The following is a 20,257-nucleotide window of genomic DNA, read 5'->3' as shown; positions in this document are numbered from 1 at the left end:
CGGCACTCCTTGTCTCAAAAGTCCGTCTGCATCTGGGTATCATCGACGCTGATTCAAGACCAGCGCAACATTTGCCGCAGGGTCAAAGCTGCGTGAACGAGGCGAGCGCGGCGTCGAGGATCGCGGGCGGCAATGCGATCATTCGAGGGCCCGCCGTATAAAGCAGTTTCGCCTCGATGGCGCAGTCCGGGTAGAGCGGCGCGACGAGCGCACGGTAGAGCGCCATCTGGCGCAGATAGACATCGGGTACATCCGACGCGTCGGTCGGCGGAGACACATTCGTCTTGTAATCGACCAGCAGGACGCGGCCCGGCTCCACCGCGATTCGGTCGATCACGCCGGAGATCGCGCGGTCTTCGCCACCCAGCCGCAATGTTCCCATCACCGGTGCTTCGGCGGCCGTATTCTCGCCGAACAGGACGGCATGGGCCGGATCGTCGATAATGGCGAAAGCCTGGTCGAGAATCTTGCCGATATCCTCCGACGTCCAGCGGCTCTCGAAGCGGCGGCAATATTCGGCAGCCTTGTCGCGTCGCTCCGTCGGCGGCACGGATGGCAGCATCTGCAGAAGCCGGTGCATGGCGATGCCCCGGCGCACCGCGAGCGCGGGCGGTTCGCCGCCTCCCGGCGCCAGAAGCGACGGCGCACCGGCCGCTTCGGCCGTATCGCGTTCGCGCTCGATGGCGATGCCTGACGCGCCGGAGGGCGAAAGCGGGCGCGGCAGGGGCGGTTCCGGGGAAACCTTGTCTCGAAACCAGTCGGGAAGCGCAGTCGAAGCGGTCCTTTCCGGTTCATCGCCGGATGGCGGCGCCACCGGCGTCGCTTCGGTGACCTGGAAGCGCAGCGCCTCGAAGTCCGGATAGGAGACCGGTTGAGACCGCGGCTCCAGGGCCCGCTCCACGACGGCGCGCCACGTTTCGTCGCCACCACCGCGCGGACCGGCATAACCGGCAACGATCAGGCGGTCGGCGGCTCGCGTCATGCCGACATAAAGCAGGCGGCGATATTCCTCTTCGGCGGCAAGCGCGACCGTCGCCTTCGCCGCTTCGCCCACTCCCGATTTCACGTTGCTTGCGCCGTTCCACAGGGCGGCTTCGACGCCGCTTTCCGATTCGACGTCAAGAAATGCCCCCGTATTGCGCGAACTGTGTGGCGGCGCACCGCGATCCACCAGGAAGACGACGGGCGCTTCGAGACCCTTGGCGCCGTGCACCGTCATGATACGCACCTGTTTCTGCGACGGGTCCATCTCGCGCTTGATGACCGGGCTCGCCGACTCCAGAACAGAGACGAAGTTCTGCAACGACGGGAGACCGGCTCGCTCCTGCGCGAGCGCGAAGCGCATGAATTCATCGAGAATGTCGGGCGTTTCCGGTCCGAGGCGACCGACCAGCCTTTCACGGCCACGCTCGCCCGCGAGGATCTCCGCATAGAACTCATAGACCGGCAGATGCCGCGCGCGCTCCCGCCAGCGCGCAAGCGTGGTGTGAACATCACGCAGCGCCGCATCACCTTCCGCCTTATCCGCGAGTGCCTCGAACAGCGTCGCATCACCCCGATCGTGGGCCAGGCGGAACAGGGCTTCCTCGGAGAGGTCGAACAGAGGCGAGCGGAGCAGCGCGGCAAGCGACAGATCGTCGGCAGGCTGGAGCACGAATTTGGCGACGGCAAGCAGGTCGAGGACCGCGATATGGTCGGTCATCTTGAGCCGGTCGGCACCGGCGACATCGACGCCCTTTTCCTTGAGCGCGCGCGAAAGGGTGGCGATGAACCCGTCGCGGCTCCTGACAAGGATCAGGATGTCGCCAGCGGTAATCGGATTGCCGGTCCCTTCCAGCCTTTCGCCCGATTCGATCCATCCGGCGATCGTTGCGGCGACGCGCTCGGCGACCGTCACGGCGGCGGGGCGCGGCATATCCACAGGCGCGGTCCAGTCCTCCTGTTCGCCGCCATCCTCGTCGCGCACCAGCGGCCAGACCTCGACCCGTCCCGGCTGGCCGCTTCGCAAGGATTTATGCCGGATCTCGCTGCGGCCATAGGCGACGCCGCGCTTGTTCGTGTCCGATTCGAACACGATATCGACGGCGGCAAGCACATCCTCCGTCGAGCGGAATGAGGTTTCCAGCGGCACGTCGCGAAACGCGTCCTCGCCATGGGCCGCTTTGGCGAGGTCCCGCACCGCATCGCCGGTCTCGCCGAACAGCTTCGGGTTGGCCCCCTGGAAGGAATAGATCGACTGCTTTTCGTCGCCGACCGCGAACAGGGTCCGCGTCACCTCGCGCGCAGCCTCGCCGGAAAAGAACTCGTCGGACAGCGCGCGAATGACTGCCCACTGTTCCGGGCTCGTATCCTGCGCTTCGTCGACGAGAATGTGGTCGATGCCCTGGTCGAGCTTGTAGCGCACCCACGCGCCGACATCCGGCCGAGCAAGCAGGCTGGCCGTACGGCCGATCAGGTCGTCGAAATCGAGATAGCCTCGCGACCGCTTGAGCCCTTCATAGCCGGCTAACAGCCTGTCGATCACCGTCAACGCGGCGAGCGTGTTTTCGATCTGGGCGAGCAGCGCGGACCGGTCGCGCGCCGACATGACGGCCGCCAAGGCTTCAGCGTGGGCCGGCTCGAAACCCGGCACGGCCTGTACCGCCTTGTCCTTGCTCAGATTGCCCGTCGAACGCGGCTCGCCATCCTTCTTGAGAAACAGCGATTCCAGTTGGTCAAAGGGGTCCGTCGCGCCGAGCGCATCGAGAAAGCCCTGCGCAAAATTGCGCCCGGTCTTCGTGGACACACCGGCGGCCGCATCGAGGACGTCACGCATGACGGGCGCAAGGGCGCGCAATTTTTCGACCGCATCTGCAGCGAAGCGGTCCGGCGTGTCATCCGGCCGGAATCCGAAGATCTCTCGGTAGAAAACCGCGCGCTCGCCGTGTACTCCAAGGCCACGCAGGAAATTGGTCAGCTTCGAGCGATTGCCGACCGCCTCGTCGAGAAGCCTGTCGAGGCCGCTTTCCCCGGCAAGGTCGATGACGGTTCGGAACGCCTCCGCGGTCTCCGCGCCATCGCCGCGATCGATGCGCGACAGCATCTCGGCGCGGGCCTCGCCGATCAATGCCGCGATCATGTCCTCGTCGAGCTGTTCGAAATGACCGGGCACGTTGGCTTCAAGCGGGAAGCGATGCAGCAACGCGTCGCAGAAGGCGTGGATGGTCTGGATCTTCAGCCCGCCGGGGGTCTCGAGCGCCCGGGCAAACAGGCAGCGGGCGAAAGCGATCCTGTCGCGATCCGGCGTGCGGTCCTCAAGCTCCGCCAGCGCGTCACGCAGCTTTGCTTCCGGCATGGTGACCCATTCGCCCAAGCGCTTGAAGACGCGGTCCTTCATCTCGGCGGCCGCGGTCTTGGTGTAGGTCAGGCAGAGGATGCGGGAGGGGTCCGTTCCCGACAACAGAAGCCGGATCACGCGCGTCGCCAGCACATAGGTCTTGCCGGAGCCGGCATTGGCCGACACCCAGACCGACCGTTCCGGACCGGCGGCGATCTTCTGGCGCGACAGCGTATCGGTGTCCGGAAGAACCTTGCGCGGCGCCTCACTCATCGCCGGTTCCTTCGGATGTGCGCCATTCCTGCACACGGGCGAGATGATCGTAGTCGCCCGTGCGGTCGAAGCTTTTCTGCGGCATGCGCTGCGACAGGTAACCGGTCGTTTCGGCTCCGTAATACGCCAGCATCGCCAGGAGCTTCTCCCAGGCGCGTTCGCTGATGTCGACCGGATCGATCGGCCCGTTTTCCCGGTCGCCCTTCAGGACGTCTTTTTCCGTCACCGCGCCTTTCGCACCGACCTGCACATAAGCCATGGCGGCAGGGTTCGCTTCGCCAAGGTCCGGAAAGGCGCCGCGTTTCAGTAGCGCTCCCTCCAAGGGCAATTGCGGCGCGAGGAGCGCGGCAACCATGCGGGCGCTCGGCGGCGATCCGGTCTTGAAATCGATGATGTCGACGCCTCCTCCGGGCCTGACATCCATGCGGTCGGCGCGACCCGTCAGGCGGATACCGGTCGGTCCGACTTCCGTCGGAACCGCCTTGACCTCGGCGTGGCGGTCTCCAGCCGAAACGAAGCGCTCCGCTTCCCACTCGACCAGTCCGGCGACTGCCGTCTCGACGCGCGGCCACCATGTCGCACGGATGTCCGGCGGCAGTTCCTCCGCATCGAAGAGCCGGCGCGCCACGGCAAGCGTGCGTTCCTGCGCGTCGGGCGCGAGCGGATCGATCTTTTCGGTGACCGCGGTTTCGAAGATCGCGTGAAACAGCGAACCACGTTCCGCCGCACCCGGATCGCGCACCAGTTCCTCGACCGGGCGCAGTTTCAGAACCTTCTTCGCATAGATCGCATAAGGATCGCGGATGAGGGTCTCGACTTCCGTAACGGAGAGGGATTTCGGACGCGCCGGCAATGGCGGGGCAAAACAGGGGCGCGGCGCCGGACTGGACGTTACCCCGGCTTCCATGGCGCGTGCGAATTCCAGATAGCGGTCGCCGGCAGACTTCATCGACTTGACGGTTTCTTCGCCGGCAAAGGTCATGAGCCTTTGCAGCCAGCGCGAAGCAATGGAGGGCGCGCCGTCGGCGCGTTCCGACCGCGACAGAATCACCCGTTTCTGGCCCATCGCCATCTGGAAATCATGCGCAGCGAGGCCGATCCGGCGTTCCGGCGGTTCGAGGCCGAGACCTTCCTTCATGCCGCGCGTCAGAAACTGGTCGTTCTGGGTCTGGCGCGGCCAGACGCCCTCATTGAGGCCACCGAGGATCATCAGATCGACGGTTTGCAGGCGCGCCTCCAGCGTGCCCCAGATGGAAATGCGCGGATGACCGCCCGGCGCGGGCTTGACCGCGAGATCGGCGATCAAAGCACGCACCGCCTGCGGCCAGTCGTCAGGCTCGAGAAAAAGCGGTACATCGCAGGCGACGAGCCCGGACAGGAAATTGCGCAGCATCGCACCGGATTCGCCATCATAGAGCGAGTCGTGAAAGCCGGTCTCGTCGCCTGCCAATGTCTCCAGAACGCGCACCGTCGCGGCGACAAGCGCATCGAGCGGGACGGAACCATTCCGTGCGACGAGGTCTGCAAGCGGCGCCAGCCCGGCTTCGATGCGCGCGGCGAATTGCGTCAGGCGGTCGAGATCGTCTGACGTGAGGGACGCCAGCCACGGCGGAAGATAGACACCATCCTCATCCTTGCGGCCGTGCTCCTTCTTCCGCTTCTCAATGAGCGTGACAAGGCTGTCCGGCCCGATGCGTCCCGTTCCGCCACGCAGGATCGCCATCTCGAACAGGTTGGCCAACGCCGCATGATCGTCCGGCGTCGCGCCAAGCGCCACGAGCGGATGCTTGAGGAGCGCGAGAAGCGCGGCTGGGTCACCGGGATTGAACACGGTATCCAATGCGAGTTCGAGCAGGCGGCCCTGCGCGGTCGATGCCAGCGGCGTGCCGCCCGTATCGGCGGCAGCGATGCCGTATCGCGCCAGTTCGGCGGCGACGCGACGCGCCAGTTCGCGGTCCGGAGTCACGAGCGCCGCTGTCGCCTGCGGATCGGCGACCGCCTCGCGCAGCGCCGCAGCGATCGACGCCGCCTCCAGATGCTCGTTCGGCGCCTGCAGCAAGGCGACATCTTCAAAGGCGATATCAGCAACTTCCCGACGCGTTTCGGTCCAGCGGTCGGTGACCGGCGATGGGCGCAAGCTTTCCGACACCCACAGTCGCCGTGCGGCCAGCGAAGCGGATTCGGGGCGGCCCAGCGTTTCGACCTGCTCCGGCGCGATCCCGATCCGTCCGACGAGCTTGTAGAGCCCATATTGCGGATGGCCGATGACGGAGGCGATATCCTCGTCGCCGGTGAGTAGCGCCCGCGACAAGTCGTCCATGGCACCGTCGAAGCCCGGCAGGACGACCGCGCCCGACGGCAGCCGGGCAACAGTTGCAATCAATTCGGCCGTTGCGGGTATCGTGCCCGTCGAGCCGGCGACGATAACCGGCCCTTTCGGCGGATTGCGGGCCAGGCGCGCCGCCTCGGCGAGAAGCCGGCGATTGCGGTGCTCGCCCGGATCGAGCGCTCCCCGCCCGGCCAGAATGTCCGGCCATTCACGGCGCATGATCTCCAGAAAGGCGAGAGTGACTTTCCACCACTCCGACAGTTCCGCCGTTTCGAGGCCGGCAATCTCGGAAACAGGCACCTGACCTGTGGAGAACTGGTCCATCAGCGCGGCGAGATCCCGCGCCAGCCAAAATGCGTCGGCGGTCGAGACCGGCGTCTCGATAGCTTCGCCGCCATAAAGCCTCTCGACATCGACCTTCAAATGCTTCGTCCATTGCCGAACCAACGTGCCGAGCAACAGAAGCCGCTCGGTACTGTCGATGGCGGGCGGTATGTCGATAAAGCCCGTCTCGCCACTTTCGAAGAAATCGACATCCTCTTCGAATTCGCCGAGCGGGCGGATATGCGGCAGCAGGATCGTCTCGCCGCCGAGATGGTCGAGAAAGGCCGAGCGCATCTCGCGGGCGGCGCGGCGCGTCGGCACATAGATCGATACGGTGGACAATCGCAACGGATCGCCACCATGGCTGAAGCCCGGCACCAGATCCCCGTCACAGAGCGCGCGTGTCACCGCCGGCAGGAAGGCAATGCCGGGCGCAACGGAATAGACGCGGGGATGGACATATCCGGCCAAGACAGTTCTTTCGATCAGGAAGCGAATCCGGTCACAGTTTCCATGGCCGGGCAGGACCGGTCAATCGGCGCGCTGTGCCTGCAATTGTTCCAGTTTGCGTTCCGCCGCCGGAAGAGCCTCGGGCGTGCCCACCGTAAACCAGTGACCATCGGCCATCACGTGGCCAAACAGACGGCCTTTGGCGATTGCGCGATCGTAATAGAGGTTGAGCGAATGCGGTTCGGCGGTCGCGCCGTCAAAGATCGCGGGATTGTAAATCGTCGCGCCGGCATAGAGCAGACCAGCCGGATCAGTCTTGTCGGCAAGCCGCGTCAGGCGGCCATCTTCATCCATCTCGAAATCCGCGCCACCCGCATGACCGGTCGTGTCTTTCAGCCGGCAAAGCATCAGGAGGATATCCATCCGCGCCGGATCGAAACCCGCCATCATGGCAGCAAGGTTGGGCGCTCCCCATTCGATCCAGAACGTATCGGCATTGAGCAGCAGGAAGGGATCGTTTCCCAGAAGCGGCAGCGCCTTGACGACCCCGCCGCCGGTTTCGAGGATCCGGTCCGTCTCGTCACTGATCGTCACAGGCGGATGGGCACGGGCGCGGCAACGCCTGACGATTTGATCCGCGAGGTAGTGAACATTGACCACGGCATTGTTCACACCCGCCGCTTCAGCGAGATCGAGACTGCGGTCGAGCATGGTGCGCCCGCCAACGGGAACGAGAGGTTTCGGGATCGTCTCCGTGATCGGACGCAGCCGCTTGCCGAAGCCTGCCGCCAGAATCATCGCTGTCTTGATGCGCATGCTCATTGCCGCGGTCCGATCCCGGCGTCGAGGATGCCGTACTTGTCGTACCAGGCCGCGAGCCCGGCAAGAGCGGGGTGGGCGAGGCTTTCGCGCAGATAGGCCTGCAGGCGCGGAATGTGGCCGAGATAAGCGGGCTTGCCGTCCCGCTCGTCGAGACGCACGAAGATGCCGAGGATCTTGGTCGCGCGCTGGGCGGCGAGGATCGCGAAGGCGAGGCGGAACGCCGCCTCGTCGAAACCGCCCTGCGCGGTTCGCGCCGCGCAATACCGGTCGAGCAGCGTGTTCTGCAGGGAGGACGGGATATCGACGCGTGCATCCTGGATGACAGACGCGACGTCATAGGCGGTCGAACCGATCATCGCGTCCTGGAAATCGATCAGCCCGATCCGCGCCACACCCTCGGCCGAGCCATCCCAGATGATGTTGGGCGAGTGGAAATCGCGCATGAGCAGGGTCTTCTCGCCCGCATCCACGATGGCGAACAGTTCCATCCAGAGGTCGCGGAACACCGACACCGCGTCGGCAGACGATTTCCTTCCGGATATGCGGGGCAGAAACCAGTCCGTCAGAAGCTCTGTCTCGATCAGAAAGGCGTCACGATCGAAATCCGCGATGGCATACGCCCTTCCATCGACTTCAAGTCGATGCGGCCAATCCCGCGCATGCATCGCGGCGAGACAATCGACTGCCGCCGCGTAGCGGTCCGGTAGAGGCGTGCGGTTCTCGTCCAGCACGCCGTCAGACCCAAGGTGCTCCAGAAGGACGAAACCCTGATCCAGGTCGAAGGCATGGATTTGCGGCGCCCGAAACCCCGCCTCGGCAAGGTGTCGGCCTATCGCGACAAAGGGCAGGATGTCCTCGGCGAGATGCGCGATCTGCGAATAGGGCTTGCCGTCGCGTACCGGGGGTCCGTCCGGGCGGCGCGGCGCGTTCATCAGGATCAGGAGATCGCTTCCACGCTCCACAGTTTCATAAGCGCGCGTTGACGCATCACCGAGGAGAAAACGGCGAAACCAGTCGCCGCGCCCATGCGCTTGAAGAAATGCGCGCATGGCAAGGCTGCGCTCCAGCCGCGCCATGAATTCTGCCGGACCGGCGATCGTCACTTCGCGGCCATCCGCGCTTTCGCCGGTTTCCTCGATTTCGAACAGGATGCTGTTTGCGGGCAGGCGGGATTCGGCGCGTTCCGGCCATTCGACAAGCGCAATGCCTTCGGCCAGCGCATCCGTCAGACCGAGTTCGTCGAGTTCGTCGGGATCACCGAGGCGATAGAGATCGAAATGCGAGACGGGCAGACGGAGATCGTAGGTCTGAACCAGCGTGAATGTCGGACTTGGCACTTCGAGCTTGCCTGCCGGATCGCCCGCGAGCGTCCGGATGGCAGCGCGCGCGAAGGTGGACTTGCCGGCGCCGAGATCGCCACGGAGAAGCAAACAGTCGCCCGGCTTGAGGGCCATGGCGACATCCTGCGCGAAACGCGTCAGGGCTGCTTCGGACGAAAAGGACTGTTTCACGGGGCTGTTTCCGATGCCACGCTCGATGCCGGGCTTCTATTCGGCCGCGACGCGCGCGCCGGGCGGGACCTGGGGGAACTGCAAGATCACTTCCGTGCCGCGCTCCGGCGAGGAATTGATGGAGACCTCCCCCTGATGCAGCGATACGAAGCTCTTGACCAGCGAAAGACCAAGACCCGCACCGCGCTTGCGCCCCGGCTTGCCGGTTTCGAACGGATCGAAGATCTCCTTGAGCGCCTCGGCCGGAATGCCCGGTCCGCGATCGCGGACCTTGAACACGACGCCGTCCTGCAAACGCTCGCAGGTGAAGGTGACGGTCGAGCCTTCCGGCGCGAAATCCGCCGCGTTGGCGAGCACGTTGAACATGATCTGGCGAAGCCGGTCGGCATCGGCGAAAATGGCACCCGTGTCAGGCGCGACGCGAACCACGAGGTCGAGGTTGTGCTCTCCGAAGCGCGACGCGAGCCCGGCAGCGACCTCGCGCATCATGGGCTCGATCTCCACCTCGGCGAAATCGAGTTCCATGATCCCGGCATCGATCGTGGCCAGGTCGAGTATGTCGTCAACGATGAGCTTCAGCGCCTCGGAGGACGAGGCGATATAGCCCAGATAGTCCTGCTGTTTCTCGTTGAGCGGGCCGGTCGACGGATTTTGCAACAGCGTCGTGAAGCCTGAAATATTGGTCAGCGGCGTGCGCAGTTCATAGGAGACGTGGCGGATGAAGCGTGTGCGAAGGAGCGCCGTGGAAACCAGCGCTTCATTGCGTTCGCGAAGCGCCCTTTCGACCTCCTCCGTCGCGGTGACGTCCACAAAGGTAATCATCGTCTGACCGTTGGGCAGCGGCACGACCATCCAGGACAGGATCGTGTCACCGACGGCCCAGCGACCCGTTTCGTCGGCCCGGTCGTCGCTGAAGCCGGTGACCATCCCGGCAAACTGCCGCCATGGTTCTGCATCACCCAATCGCTGCCGGCAGGATTCGGCGATCTCGCGGATATGGACCGATTCCTTTTCGAGCAGATCTTCGATGCCCCAGAACCTGGCGAATGCAGGATTGGAAAGCCTAAGCTTACCATCTTGCCCGAACACGGCCACGCCTTCTGCCAAGTGATCCAGCGTTTCACCCTGCACGCGCATGAGCGTCTTGTAGCGGCTTTCCAGATCGATCTGTTCGGTCAGATTCTCGAACACCCAGGTCAGGCCGCCCTTGGGATGCGGATTGGCGACGACGCGGATCGTCTGGCCGTCGGGCAGGTACCAAACGTCTTCCTGCGGCTCGACGGCGCGATAAGCGGCAAGGATACCTTCCTTCCAGCGCCGCCACTCCGGCTTTTCCTCGAGCCGGCCGTCGGCGCGTAGCCGATCCAGGAACATCGCGTTGTCGGGCTTGGAATCGAGGAACCCCTGGTCTAGGTCCCACATTTTCTGGAATGCCTGGTTGTGGAAGCGCAGACGCGCATTCTCGTCGAACATCGCAACGGCGGTGGTCAACCGGTCGAGCGTCTCCTCGTGGCTGCGAATGGTCCTGTTGAGCTCGCTTCGCATGGCGTCGTAGTCGGTCTTGTCGACAGCGAGCCCGGCCGAGCCGTAAGGCCCCTTCGCATCGGCGACGTCGTAAACCAACCGGTCTCCGCCGACGACGGTCGAGACGGAAGCCCTGTATTCGCCATCGGCCTCTAGTCCCGTTGAAATCGTCTTCAGCGCCTGATTGCCGAACAGCTCCACATTGGCCGCGATCGTGTCCGCCGAGTTGGCGTGACCGGTCGCTTCCGCAAAGGCCCGGTTGACCCAGGCCAGCGCGCCATCGGCGTTGCGCAGCCAGAACGGCGCGTCCAGTGAATCGAGAAGCGCCTGAAGGGTTTCCAGCGTATCGACGACGCGATTGTGTTCGAGCGCAAGACGGGCATGCTCCGCGCGTTCGCCGGTCAGGCTCTCGAAACGGACGACTGCGCTCGATCCATTGGTCCGGCCGGTCACCTCGATTGGAACGCCATGCCGGGTCTCGACCGTATCGTTGAAAGGCCTCGCCTCGTCACGCAGCTCGGCGACAAGATGATCGATGCGCGCCGCCGAACGCGGTTCCAGCCACCGTCCGAAAGCGAGGAAAGCACTCCGCTCGGCGGGCGCGCCGCTGGCGGGGTCAAGCGTGCCGATGATGACGGGTTTCTGTTCGCGGTCTTCCCAGATGATGGCGCGCTGGCCTTCGGTGGTCGCCAGCGCTTCGAGCTTGGCGACCTGGGCGTTGAGTGCGGAGACCCTGGCGCGCAAAGTCGTGTTCTGGCGCGCAGTGCGGCCGCGCTCGCGGATCAACCACAGCGCGGAGGCGAGCGCGGCGGTCATCGCTCCGGTGAAAAGCGCGAACTGGACGACTTCCGGGGTGCCGAGATGATAGGACAGGACCGCGTCGAGAAAGGAGATCTGATCCTGCGCGGAAGCAGGGGCCGGTACAGCGAAAAGCGCCGTCGATGCGCCAAGCAGCGCAAGGCGTCCGGAGCGAAAGACGCTTCCGCCCGGTCTTCTTGCACTTTGCGATTCCGGCATTCTTCGTCCCCTCGCCGCAGGCACGCGAAACGGCCACTTTCATGTGAAGTCCGCGCGGACACTTCGCGATTTCTGCGCCGCCCGCGCGCATTCGCGAATCACCCCAAAATACCCGCACGACGAATCGGCGTGAAGCGTCAAGGTCGTAAAAAAAGGCCGAAGAACAGAATGCGTTCTCCGGCCACAATATCTGGTATGCTCAGGTATTGCTTATCAATACCTGTAGTGTTCCGGCTTGTAGGGCCCCGACGGCGTAACGCCGATATAGGCGGCCTGCTCGTCCGACAGCTCGCTGAGCCGTGCGCCGAGCTTGTCGAGATGAAGCCGGGCCACCTTTTCGTCGAGATGCTTGGGCAGGACATAGACCTCGTGGCCGTAGTCATCGCCCTTGGTGAAGAGCTCGATCTGGGCCAGCACCTGGTTGGTGAAGGACGCGCTCATGACGAAGCTCGGATGCCCGGTGGCGTTGCCGAGGTTCAGCAAGCGGCCTTCGGACAGCAGGATCATGCGGTTGCCGCCCGGAAACTCCACCATGTCGACCTGCGGCTTGATGTTGGTCCATTTCAGGTTCTTCAGCGCCGCGACCTGGATCTCGTTGTCGAAGTGGCCGATATTGCCGACGATCGCCATGTCCTTCATCGCGCGCATATGCTCGAGACGGATGACATCCTTGTTGCCGGTGGTGGTGATGAAGATGTCCGCCGAGGAGACGACATCCTCGAGTTCGACGACCTCATAGCCGTCCATCGCCGCCTGCAGAGCGCAGATCGGGTCGATCTCGGTGACTTTGACGCGCGCGCCGGCGCCACGCAGCGACTGCGCCGAACCCTTGCCGACATCGCCATAGCCGCAGACCACGGCGACCTTACCGGCCATCATCACGTCGGTGGCACGGCGTATGCCGTCGACCAGCGATTCCTTGCAGCCATACTTGTTGTCGAATTTCGACTTCGTGACGCTGTCATTGACGTTGATCGCCGGGAAGGGCAGCAGGCCCTTCTTCTGCAACTGGTACAGGCGGTTCACGCCGGTCGTCGTTTCCTCGGTGACGCCCAGGATGGCGTGGCGCTGCTTGACGAACCAGCCGGGAGAGGCCGCCATGCGCTTCTTGATCTGCGCGAACAGGACCTCTTCTTCTTCCGAACCGGGGTTCGACAGGACATCCTCGCCCTCCTCGGCGCGGGCGCCGATCAGGATGTACATGGTGGCGTCGCCGCCATCATCGAGGATCATGTTCGACAAGCCGCCATCGGCCCACTGGAAGATGCTGTCCGTGTAGGACCAATATTCCTCCAGCGTCTCGCCCTTGACGGCGAAGACAGGCGTGCCGGTCGCGGCGATCGCTGCGGCAGCGTGATCCTGGGTGGAGAAGATGTTGCAGGACGCCCAGCGGACGTCGGCGCCGAGCGCCTTCAGCGTCTCGATCAGCACGCCGGTCTGGATCGTCATGTGAAGCGATCCGGAGATGCGCGCACCGGCAAGCGGACGCGCTTCGCCGAATTCCTCGCGGCAGGCCATCAGGCCCGGCATTTCTGTTTCAGCAATGTCGAGTTCCTTGCGGCCGAAATCGGCAAGCGAAAGATCCGCGACCACATAGTCGTTCGAATTGGACATGGGATTACTCCGTTCGGTTTGGCGCGCTGACTAGCAGAGCGCGACCGAACTGACAATCATAATATAAGGAAATCCTTATATGCTGATCCGCGATTGTTACTCGCCCTCGCCGAACTTGTCGTCCAGAAGGGCGGCGACCGCGTCCAGCGCGGCGTCGGCATCGGGCCCCTCCGCGGTCACCTCGATATGACACCCGGGACCGGCGGCGAGCAGCATCAACCCCATGATCGACGTTCCATGAACCGAAAGCCCGTCACGGGCGACGGTGATGACGGCGTCGAACTGTTCGACCAGCTTGACGAATTTCGACGATGCACGGGCGTGAAGGCCCCGTTTGTTGGTGATTTTCAGGCTGCGCGTCGCAGTCTTCATCACACCGCCCAACGCGTCATTTCCCTGCAAGGATCTGGCTTGCGACATTGATGTATTTGCGACCTGCCTCGCAGGCTTGGGAAAGCGCTTCGCTCATGGGCTGGTCCTCGCGCGCACGCGCCAGCTTAATCAGCATCGGCAGGTTCATGCCGGCAAGGATCTCGATGCGGCCGGTTTCCATGACGGAAATCGAGAGGTTGGACGGCGTGCCGCCGAACATGTCGGTGACAATGATAACGCCCTCTCCGCCATCGACATCGGCCACGCGCGCGAGAATGTCCCGGCGGCGCTGCTCCATGTCATCATCAGCGCCTATGCAGACCGTGGCGAACTGCACCTGGGCGCCCACGACATGCTCGACCGCATTCTTGAATTCTTCCGCGAGGTTTCCGTGCGTTACGAGCACGACGCCAATCATTACGTTGTTTCTCCCGTCCTGCCCAACGGTGTCCGGCCGTTCGACGACGGCCACCTCCCCTCCGGGCGCCCGCATCATGATCAGCAATTTTCCCGCATGACAAGGTGTTTCCGGTCAATTCCCGGCAATCGCTTTCGCTTTGTTCGAGATGTGCGATCAGAGGATACGATCCGACAAACCGAGCCATCCGAGGATGGCGCAGGCCGACACGGCGTGCTGGCGCATGGGAAGTGCCAGTTCCGGAAGATCGATGCCGTTGGAGGAAAAGACCCGGTCCGGGTCGGCGACCCGCTCCGTTTCTTCCTGCGGACACAGCAGAGCGGACAAGGCAAGGCGCGTTTGCGGACGATGCCGGTCGGGCGCGACATTCACTATGCCGAAGCCCCTGAACTCGATCTGGCCGGCAGTCTTCTCCGGAGCCGCCGCGACCAGACCCGCTGGTTCAGCATCGGATCTCAAAAACGCATAATCGTCGGCGATCAGGGCGGATGATATGCCGCAGAGGCGGCACCGGAAGAGAAGCTCGATGGCGAGCGCTGTCTTGCCCGATCCGGAAGCGCCACGAATCAGCACGCCGCGTCCGTCGATCTCGACGACTGTGGCATGTTCCAGCGATTGGCCAATATCGCCGGTTCCCGCATTCGTCATTCGCGCGGCAACCGCATGATGAAGCGTGCACCGGCCGGCTGACCGTCGGGGCCTCCGGGAATATTCTCCGCCGTCAGCTTGCCGCCATGCGCTTCGACGATCTGGCGCGAGATCGACAGGCCGAGACCTGAGTTTTTACCAAATTGATCGGGCCCCGGCCGGTCCGTGTAAAAGCGCTGGAAGATGTTCTCGATGTTTTCGGCCCGAATGCCCGGACCGTTATCCTCCACCGCAACGACGACGTGGGTCGGCGTCATGGACAGATGGACATCCACGCGGCCGTTCTTTTTCGGAATGAAGGAAAACGCATTCTGAACGAGATTCGTGATGACCTGGCCAATTCGCAGTTCGTGACCGTTGACATGGAAGCCTTTCGCGCCGGCCGGCAGCTTGCCGACATGCAGCTTGAGCTTCGCATTTCCCGCGGCGACGCTCTGATCGAGGATGCCGACCAATTCGGAAAGCAACCGGGACAGATCGACCGTCGAGGCGTCTTCGCGAACCAGTTCGGCATCGAGGCGCGACGCATCCGAGATATCAGAGATCAACCGGTCGAGGCGGCGGACATCGTGCTCGATCACATCGGTCAGGCGCTTGCGCATGTCATCGTTCTTCGCAAGCGGCAAGGTCTCAACGGCGCTGCGAAGCGATGTCAGCGGATTCTTCAGTTCGTGACTAACATCGGCGGCGAAACTCTCGATGGCGTCGATACGCGCATAGAGCGAATTCGTCATGTCGCGCAGCGCGACCGACAGATTGCCGATCTCGTCCTGCCGGGACGAGAAGTCGGGAATTTCCTCGCGCAGTTTGATCGAGCGCCGCACCCGCACCGCGGCGGCGGCAAGGCGGCGCAGCGGATTGGCGATGGTGCCTGCCAGGGCGATCGACAGGATGATGTTGACGATGACGGCGACCCCGAACACGCGCATCATCGCGAAACGTTCGGCCTTGACGATCTTGTCGATATCACCGCCCTGCGTCGATAGCTGCAACACGCCGAGAACCGCGCGAAAACGCTGGATCGGCACAGCGACCGAGACGATAAGCTCACCCTGCGGGCTGATGCGAACGATCTGCGAGCGCCCGCCGGCGAGTGCCGCCATGACCTCCGAATAGGCCGTCCCGCTGCCGCCCGGCTGCTCTGTGTAGACGCTCAGGTCGCGGCGGCGGAAGATGCGCGAGATCAGCCGGTCGATCCGGTCCATCAGGCCCTGATCGTTGTCATCGATCTCCGGAAGATCGTAGCGCAGAACCTGTCCGCCAGCGTAGAGCCGGCGCGAGTCGAGCAGCAGGATCGCCTCGCGGTCATAGATGCGCGCACGTGTGCGGGTCGGCGAAATCAATCGTTGAAGGACCGGGGCGACGCGCTCCGGATTAATCGGGAAATCCAGATTGTCGAACCGGTCGGCATTCGGAACGATCGACTCGCCGGCCTGCAGTTCGAGCAGCTTGTCGGGATCGATCAGGATCGCATTGGTCTCGACATTGGCCGAGGCCGCGATCGCCCCGGCAATGATCTCGCCCTGGATCATCAGGCTTTCGACGCGCGCATCGATCAGCCCGTCTCGGAACTGGTTGATGTAGAGGATGCCCGACATCAACACGCCCAGCGCGGCGAGGTTCAGGAAGAGGATACGATGCGTCAGCGAGGAGAAGATGTATCCGCCGAACAGTCTGCGCAGCGGCCGAAGGAAGCCGCCCCGCGACGCGCCCGGAGCGCGCGGCGCGGCCTTTTCACGGCCGCGGCGCGTTTCGGGTTTTTCGGTCCCGGTCCTGTAAGCGATGTGATCGGCTTCCAGCGTCATTGCGCCTCGTCTTCAGCCTTGGATCGGCGTCGGTTCAGCTTTCCCGGAACCGGTAACCGACGCCATAAAGCGTTTCGATCATGTCGAAACTGTCGTCGACGACCTTGAACTTCTTGCGCAGGCGCTTGATGTGGCTGTCGATCGTCCGGTCATCCACATAAACCTGGTCATCATAGGCCGCATCCATCAGGGAATCACGGCTTTTCACGACGCCGGGGCGCTGCGCCAGCGCGTGCAGGATCAGGAATTCCGTCACCGTCAGCGTGACGGGCTGGTCCTTCCAGGTGCAGGTGTGGCGTTCCTGGTCCAGAACGAGGTTGCCGCGCACGATCGACTGGGCCTGGCTGGCGGCATCGCCCTTGACCGCGATTTCGCGGGCGGCGGTCCGGCGCAGCACGGCCCGGACGCGTTCGACCAGCAGGCGCTGGGAAAACGGCTTGGTGATGAAATCGTCGGCGCCCATCTTCAGGCCGAACAACTCGTCGATCTCATCGTCCTTGGAGGTCAGGAAGATTACCGGCAGGTCGGTCTTCTGACGCAGCCGGCGCAGGAGCTCCATGCCGTCCATCCGCGGCATCTTGATATCGAGGATCGCGAGATTGGGTGGACGCGTGACCAATCCCTCGAGCGCGGAGGCGCCATCGGTAAAGGTCTCGACCCGATATCCTTCCGCCTCGAGGGCGATCGATACCGAAGTCAGGATGTTCCGGTCGTCATCGACCAGCGCAACTGTCTGCATGCTGAAATTCTCCCCAGCCATAACGCCTTGTCCCTTGCTCGCCTCCAGAAGGTGAGCGGTTGACGCCGAAACTTGGCGCAAAATGTGGCACAGAACGCAACTGGTGTCATGGAGCGCCCCTTTCCATGGGCGGACGATGAAACCGGTGCGCTCCGACAAATTGCCGTACGACAAGGCTCCCAACTACGTCTTTTACGCACAACTTGAACCGATTAAATTATTTTTTTAAAGATTAAATCGATTAATCATTTGAAATCCATGGTTATTTCTGTTTCACGCTCTAACCCTGTTTAAACGCAGACTTAAACAGATTTAAAATTTTCGCGGCTGCTGGCGGCGACAGGAGCAACCAAAAAGAGACCCGACTGGTGAGGACAATGAAGACAAACGGATTGTACAATACGGCGCACGGACTCGAGAAACACGGCTTTCGGGCACCGTCCTCCGTCTATTACAACCTCACCGAGGCGGAACTCTACGAGGAGGCGATCGACCGCCGCGAAGCGCAGCTCAGCGCACATGGCGCCCTCGTCGCAAAGACCGGCGTGCACACCGGTCGCTCCGCCAAGGACAAGTTCGTCGTCAAGGACGGAACCGTCGATGACCACATCTGGTGGGACAACAACAAGGCGATGACGCCGGAGGACTTCGACCGTCTTCTCGAGGACTTCCTCGAACAGGCACAGGGCATGGAGTTGTTCGTCCAGGACCTGATCGGCGGCGCGGACGCGGATTACAGCCTTCCGGTGCGCGTCATCACCGAAAATGCCTGGCATTCACTGTTCATCCGCAATCTGCTGATCCGGCCGGACCGCGACGCGCTTTCCGCCTTCGTGCCGGAAATGACGATCATCGATCTTCCCTCCTTCGAGGCGGATCCGGAACGGCATGGCTGCCGCTCGGGCACAGTGATCGCGGTCGACCTGACCCGCATGATCGTGCTGATCGGCGGAACCTCCTATGCCGGCGAGATGAAGAAATCGGTCTTCACCGCGCTCAACTACATCCTGCCGAAAAAGGGCGTCATGCCCATGCATTGCTCGGCGAATGAAGGACCGGACGGCGACGTCGCGGTGTTCTTCGGCCTGTCAGGCACCGGCAAGACCACGCTTTCCGCCGATCCGGCGCGTACGCTGATCGGCGACGACGAGCATGGCTGGAGCGAGAACGGCGTCTTCAACTTCGAGGGCGGCTGCTACGCCAAGACAATCCGCCTGTCGCGCGAGGCTGAGCCGGAAATCTACTCGACAACGGAGCGCTTCGGCACCGTGCTGGAAAATGTCGTGCTCGACGACAACAAGATGCCGGATTTCCACGACGCCACGCTGACCGAGAACACGCGTTGCGCCTATCCGCTGCACTTCATCCCGAATGCAAGCGCGACCGGCAAGGCCGGCCAGCCGAACAACATCATCATGCTGACCGCCGACGCGTTCGGCGTGATGCCGCCGATCGCCAAGCTCACGCCGGCGCAGGCGATGTATCACTTCCTTTCCGGCTACACGGCGAAAGTCGCCGGTACCGAGAAGGGCGTAACCGAGCCGGAAGCGACATTCTCGACCTGCTTCGGCGCACCGTTCATGCCGCGCCATCCGAGCGAATACGGCAATCTGCTGCGCGACCTGATCGCCAAACACGGCGTCGATTGCTGGCTGGTCAATACCGGATGGACGGGCGGCGCCTATGGCGTTGGCAACCGCATGCCGATCAAGGCGACCCGCGCGCTGCTCAAGGCCGCCTTGTCGGGCGAACTGAACGACGTCGAATACCGGACCGATCCCAATTTCGGCTTTGCCGTTCCGGTCGCGGTCGAAGGCGTGGACAGCGCCATCCTCGATCCGCGCTCGACCTGGGCCGATCCGCGTGCCTACGACCTGCAGGCCGAGAAGCTCGCCGGCATGTTCACGGAGAACTTCGAAAAATTCGCCAACCATGTCGATCTCGACGTGATGGACGCGGCGCCTCGATTTCTCCAGGCCGCTGAATAACAGCAGCCCGCAAGGGTGAGTCCACGGCGTCTGCTTCGCGGCAGGCGCCGTTTTTCTTTTGCCACGGCTTTTTTCGAGCCGGCGCAACGCTTAACGTCTCGTGCCATGATGAGGCATTCGAACCCGAGCGAAAACAATGAGCGTCGATGACCTGCCGATCCGTCACGGGATGATCCTGCCCGGCTGGTCGATGACGGAGGATTTCGTGCTCGCCTCCGGGCCCGGCGGGCAGAACGTCAACAAGACGTCGAGCGCCGTGCAGCTGCGCTTCTTTCCCGGCTCCGCCGGTGTGTTCAACGATCAGCAATTGAAGCGACTCGTCCAGATCGCCGGCAAACGCGCCGCAAAGGACGGGTCGATCCTCATCCATGCGAGCCGGCACCGGGCGCAGGAGCGCAACCGGGAGGACGCGCGGGAACGCCTGAAGGGCCTCGTCCTCAAGGCGCTCGAGCCGCCGCCCCCTCCGCGCAAGAAGACGAGGCCGACGCGCGGCTCGGTCGAACGTCGGCTGAAGGCCAAGGCCGGCCGGGCGCAGATCAAGAAAATGCGCGGCAGCGTCGATACCGAGGACTAGCCCGCCGCAATTGCGCGCATTAAGGTCGATCCGGTCGCGAGGCGCGGCGTTGTAAAGTTTATCGGGAAGGATGTTGCGATGGGATTTTTCGATTTCGTGAAATCGGCAGGCAAAAAACTCGGCTTCGGCGACGATGAAGAGGAAAATGCGAAAGAACTGAAGAAAGAACTCGATTCGCACGCCCTCGGCACGGAAGGCGTGGAAATCGAGGTGAAGGGCGATACCGCGATCATCAAGGGAGCCGTCGAAGACCAGTCGATTTTCGAGAAGGCGGTCGTCGCGGTCGGCAACACCCTCGGGATTTCCAAGGTCGAGGCCAGCGAGCTCAAGGTCGCCGACGCGCCGGCCGGAGACCCCAAATTCCACACGGTGGAAAAGGGCGACACGCTCTGGGCGATTGCCGAGAAGGCCTATGGAAACGGATCGAAGTACAATCTCATCTTCGAGGCGAACACGCCGATGCTGACCCATCCCGACAAGATCTATCCCGGGCAGGTCCTGCGCATCCCGGACGCCGACTGATACTCGAAAAA

14 protein-coding genes are annotated in these 20,257 nt (G+C 63.2%); 3 read left to right on the top strand and 11 right to left on the bottom strand.

The annotated features are described in order from the left end of the window. Positions 1 to 82: 82 nt before the first annotated feature. The 11 genes from addA to LC343_RS13425 all read right to left on the bottom strand — a co-directional run bounded on the left by addA (position 83) and on the right by LC343_RS13425 (position 17,162). The gene (addA, locus tag LC343_RS13475; RefSeq protein WP_223477655.1) at positions 83 to 3,589 is read right to left on the bottom strand and encodes a double-strand break repair helicase AddA; all 3,507 of its coding nucleotides are present in this window, start codon (positions 3,587 to 3,589) and stop codon (positions 83 to 85) included. Then, positions 3,582 to 6,713: a double-strand break repair protein AddB gene (addB, locus tag LC343_RS13470; protein ID WP_223477654.1), complete on the bottom strand. Its 3,132-nt coding sequence runs from the start codon at positions 6,711 to 6,713 to the stop codon at positions 3,582 to 3,584. The genes addA and addB overlap by 8 nt, the downstream gene beginning before the upstream one ends. A 60-nt stretch (positions 6,714 to 6,773) precedes the next feature. Then, positions 6,774 to 7,508 (bottom strand): nucleotidyltransferase family protein, encoded by a 735-nt coding sequence (locus LC343_RS13465; protein ID WP_338018590.1) that lies wholly within the window; start codon positions 7,506 to 7,508, stop codon positions 6,774 to 6,776. Positions 7,509 to 7,510: 2 nt separating this feature from the next. Next, positions 7,511 to 9,025 carry a tRNA (adenosine(37)-N6)-threonylcarbamoyltransferase complex ATPase subunit type 1 TsaE gene (gene tsaE / locus LC343_RS13460; protein WP_223477652.1) on the bottom strand — a complete coding sequence of 505 codons (1,515 nt, stop codon included), beginning with the start codon at positions 9,023 to 9,025 and terminating at the stop codon, positions 7,511 to 7,513. 36 nt (positions 9,026 to 9,061) lie between these two features. Beyond that, complete coding sequence (locus LC343_RS13455) at positions 9,062 to 11,566, bottom strand: PAS domain-containing sensor histidine kinase (protein WP_223477651.1); 2,505 nt, start codon at positions 11,564 to 11,566, stop codon at positions 9,062 to 9,064. Positions 11,567 to 11,779: 213 nt separating this feature from the next. Further along, the gene (gene ahcY, locus LC343_RS13450) at positions 11,780 to 13,180 is read right to left on the bottom strand and encodes an adenosylhomocysteinase (protein ID WP_223477650.1); all 1,401 of its coding nucleotides are present in this window, start codon (positions 13,178 to 13,180) and stop codon (positions 11,780 to 11,782) included. Between the two features lie 96 nt (positions 13,181 to 13,276). Beyond that, a complete protein-coding gene (locus LC343_RS13445; RefSeq protein ID WP_223477649.1) occupies positions 13,277 to 13,552 on the bottom strand; it encodes an HPr family phosphocarrier protein in 276 nt (91 codons plus the stop codon). Between the two features lie 16 nt (positions 13,553 to 13,568). Then, a complete protein-coding gene (locus LC343_RS13440) occupies positions 13,569 to 13,970 on the bottom strand; it encodes a PTS sugar transporter subunit IIA (protein ID WP_223477718.1) in 402 nt (133 codons plus the stop codon). A gap of 156 nt (positions 13,971 to 14,126) precedes the next feature. Continuing rightward, positions 14,127 to 14,618, bottom strand: coding sequence for an HPr kinase/phosphorylase (locus LC343_RS13435; RefSeq protein ID WP_223477648.1), 492 nt, complete (start codon positions 14,616 to 14,618; stop codon positions 14,127 to 14,129). Further along, the gene (locus LC343_RS13430) at positions 14,615 to 16,423 is read right to left on the bottom strand and encodes a sensor histidine kinase (RefSeq protein WP_223477647.1); all 1,809 of its coding nucleotides are present in this window, start codon (positions 16,421 to 16,423) and stop codon (positions 14,615 to 14,617) included. The genes LC343_RS13435 and LC343_RS13430 overlap by 4 nt, the downstream gene beginning before the upstream one ends. A gap of 34 nt (positions 16,424 to 16,457) precedes the next feature. After that, entirely contained in the window at positions 16,458 to 17,162 is a 705-nt protein-coding gene (locus LC343_RS13425; protein WP_223477646.1) for a response regulator transcription factor, read from the bottom strand. 377 nt (positions 17,163 to 17,539) lie between these two features. Here LC343_RS13425 and LC343_RS13420 point away from each other — a divergent pair, with 377 nt between their 5' ends. The 3 genes from LC343_RS13420 to lysM all read left to right on the top strand — a co-directional run bounded on the left by LC343_RS13420 (position 17,540) and on the right by lysM (position 20,246). Beyond that, complete coding sequence (locus LC343_RS13420) at positions 17,540 to 19,150, top strand: phosphoenolpyruvate carboxykinase (RefSeq protein ID WP_223477645.1); 1,611 nt, start codon at positions 17,540 to 17,542, stop codon at positions 19,148 to 19,150. A 136-nt stretch (positions 19,151 to 19,286) separates the two neighbouring features. Further along, positions 19,287 to 19,724: an alternative ribosome rescue aminoacyl-tRNA hydrolase ArfB gene (gene arfB / locus LC343_RS13415; RefSeq protein ID WP_223477644.1), complete on the top strand. Its 438-nt coding sequence runs from the start codon at positions 19,287 to 19,289 to the stop codon at positions 19,722 to 19,724. A 78-nt stretch (positions 19,725 to 19,802) separates the two neighbouring features. Further along, the gene (gene lysM, locus LC343_RS13410) at positions 19,803 to 20,246 is read left to right on the top strand and encodes a peptidoglycan-binding protein LysM (protein ID WP_223477643.1); all 444 of its coding nucleotides are present in this window, start codon (positions 19,803 to 19,805) and stop codon (positions 20,244 to 20,246) included. Positions 20,247 to 20,257 lie beyond the last annotated feature (11 nt).

The sequence above is a fragment of the Oricola indica genome, from assembly GCF_019966595.1.
GTDB classification, from domain to species: domain Bacteria; phylum Pseudomonadota; class Alphaproteobacteria; order Rhizobiales; family Rhizobiaceae; genus Oricola; species Oricola indica.
Note: the sequence above shows the minus strand (reverse complement) of the source record. Positions and strands in the feature narration are given on the sequence as shown.

What these genes read in the sequence shown, in the direction of transcription:
- arfB (WP_223477644.1), top strand. Translation starts at nt 19,287, where the DNA reads ATGAGCGTCGATGACCTGCCGATCCGTCACGGGATGATCCTGCCCGGC.
- addA (WP_223477655.1), bottom strand. Translation starts at nt 3,589, where the DNA reads ATGAGTGAGGCGCCGCGCAAGGTTCTTCCGGACACCGATACGCTGTCG.
- LC343_RS13435 (WP_223477648.1), bottom strand. Translation starts at nt 14,618, where the DNA reads ATGACGAATGCGGGAACCGGCGATATTGGCCAATCGCTGGAACATGCC.
- LC343_RS13440 (WP_223477718.1), bottom strand. Translation starts at nt 13,970, where the DNA reads ATGATTGGCGTCGTGCTCGTAACGCACGGAAACCTCGCGGAAGAATTC.
- LC343_RS13420 (WP_223477645.1), top strand. Translation starts at nt 17,540, where the DNA reads ATGAAGACAAACGGATTGTACAATACGGCGCACGGACTCGAGAAACAC.
- LC343_RS13455 (WP_223477651.1), bottom strand. Translation starts at nt 11,566, where the DNA reads ATGCCGGAATCGCAAAGTGCAAGAAGACCGGGCGGAAGCGTCTTTCGC.
- ahcY (WP_223477650.1), bottom strand. Translation starts at nt 13,180, where the DNA reads ATGTCCAATTCGAACGACTATGTGGTCGCGGATCTTTCGCTTGCCGAT.
- LC343_RS13425 (WP_223477646.1), bottom strand. Translation starts at nt 17,162, where the DNA reads ATGCAGACAGTTGCGCTGGTCGATGACGACCGGAACATCCTGACTTCG.
- LC343_RS13445 (WP_223477649.1), bottom strand. Translation starts at nt 13,552, where the DNA reads ATGAAGACTGCGACGCGCAGCCTGAAAATCACCAACAAACGGGGCCTT.
- lysM (WP_223477643.1), top strand. Translation starts at nt 19,803, where the DNA reads ATGGGATTTTTCGATTTCGTGAAATCGGCAGGCAAAAAACTCGGCTTC.
- LC343_RS13430 (WP_223477647.1), bottom strand. Translation starts at nt 16,423, where the DNA reads ATGACGCTGGAAGCCGATCACATCGCTTACAGGACCGGGACCGAAAAA.
- LC343_RS13465 (WP_338018590.1), bottom strand. Translation starts at nt 7,508, where the DNA reads ATGCGCATCAAGACAGCGATGATTCTGGCGGCAGGCTTCGGCAAGCGG.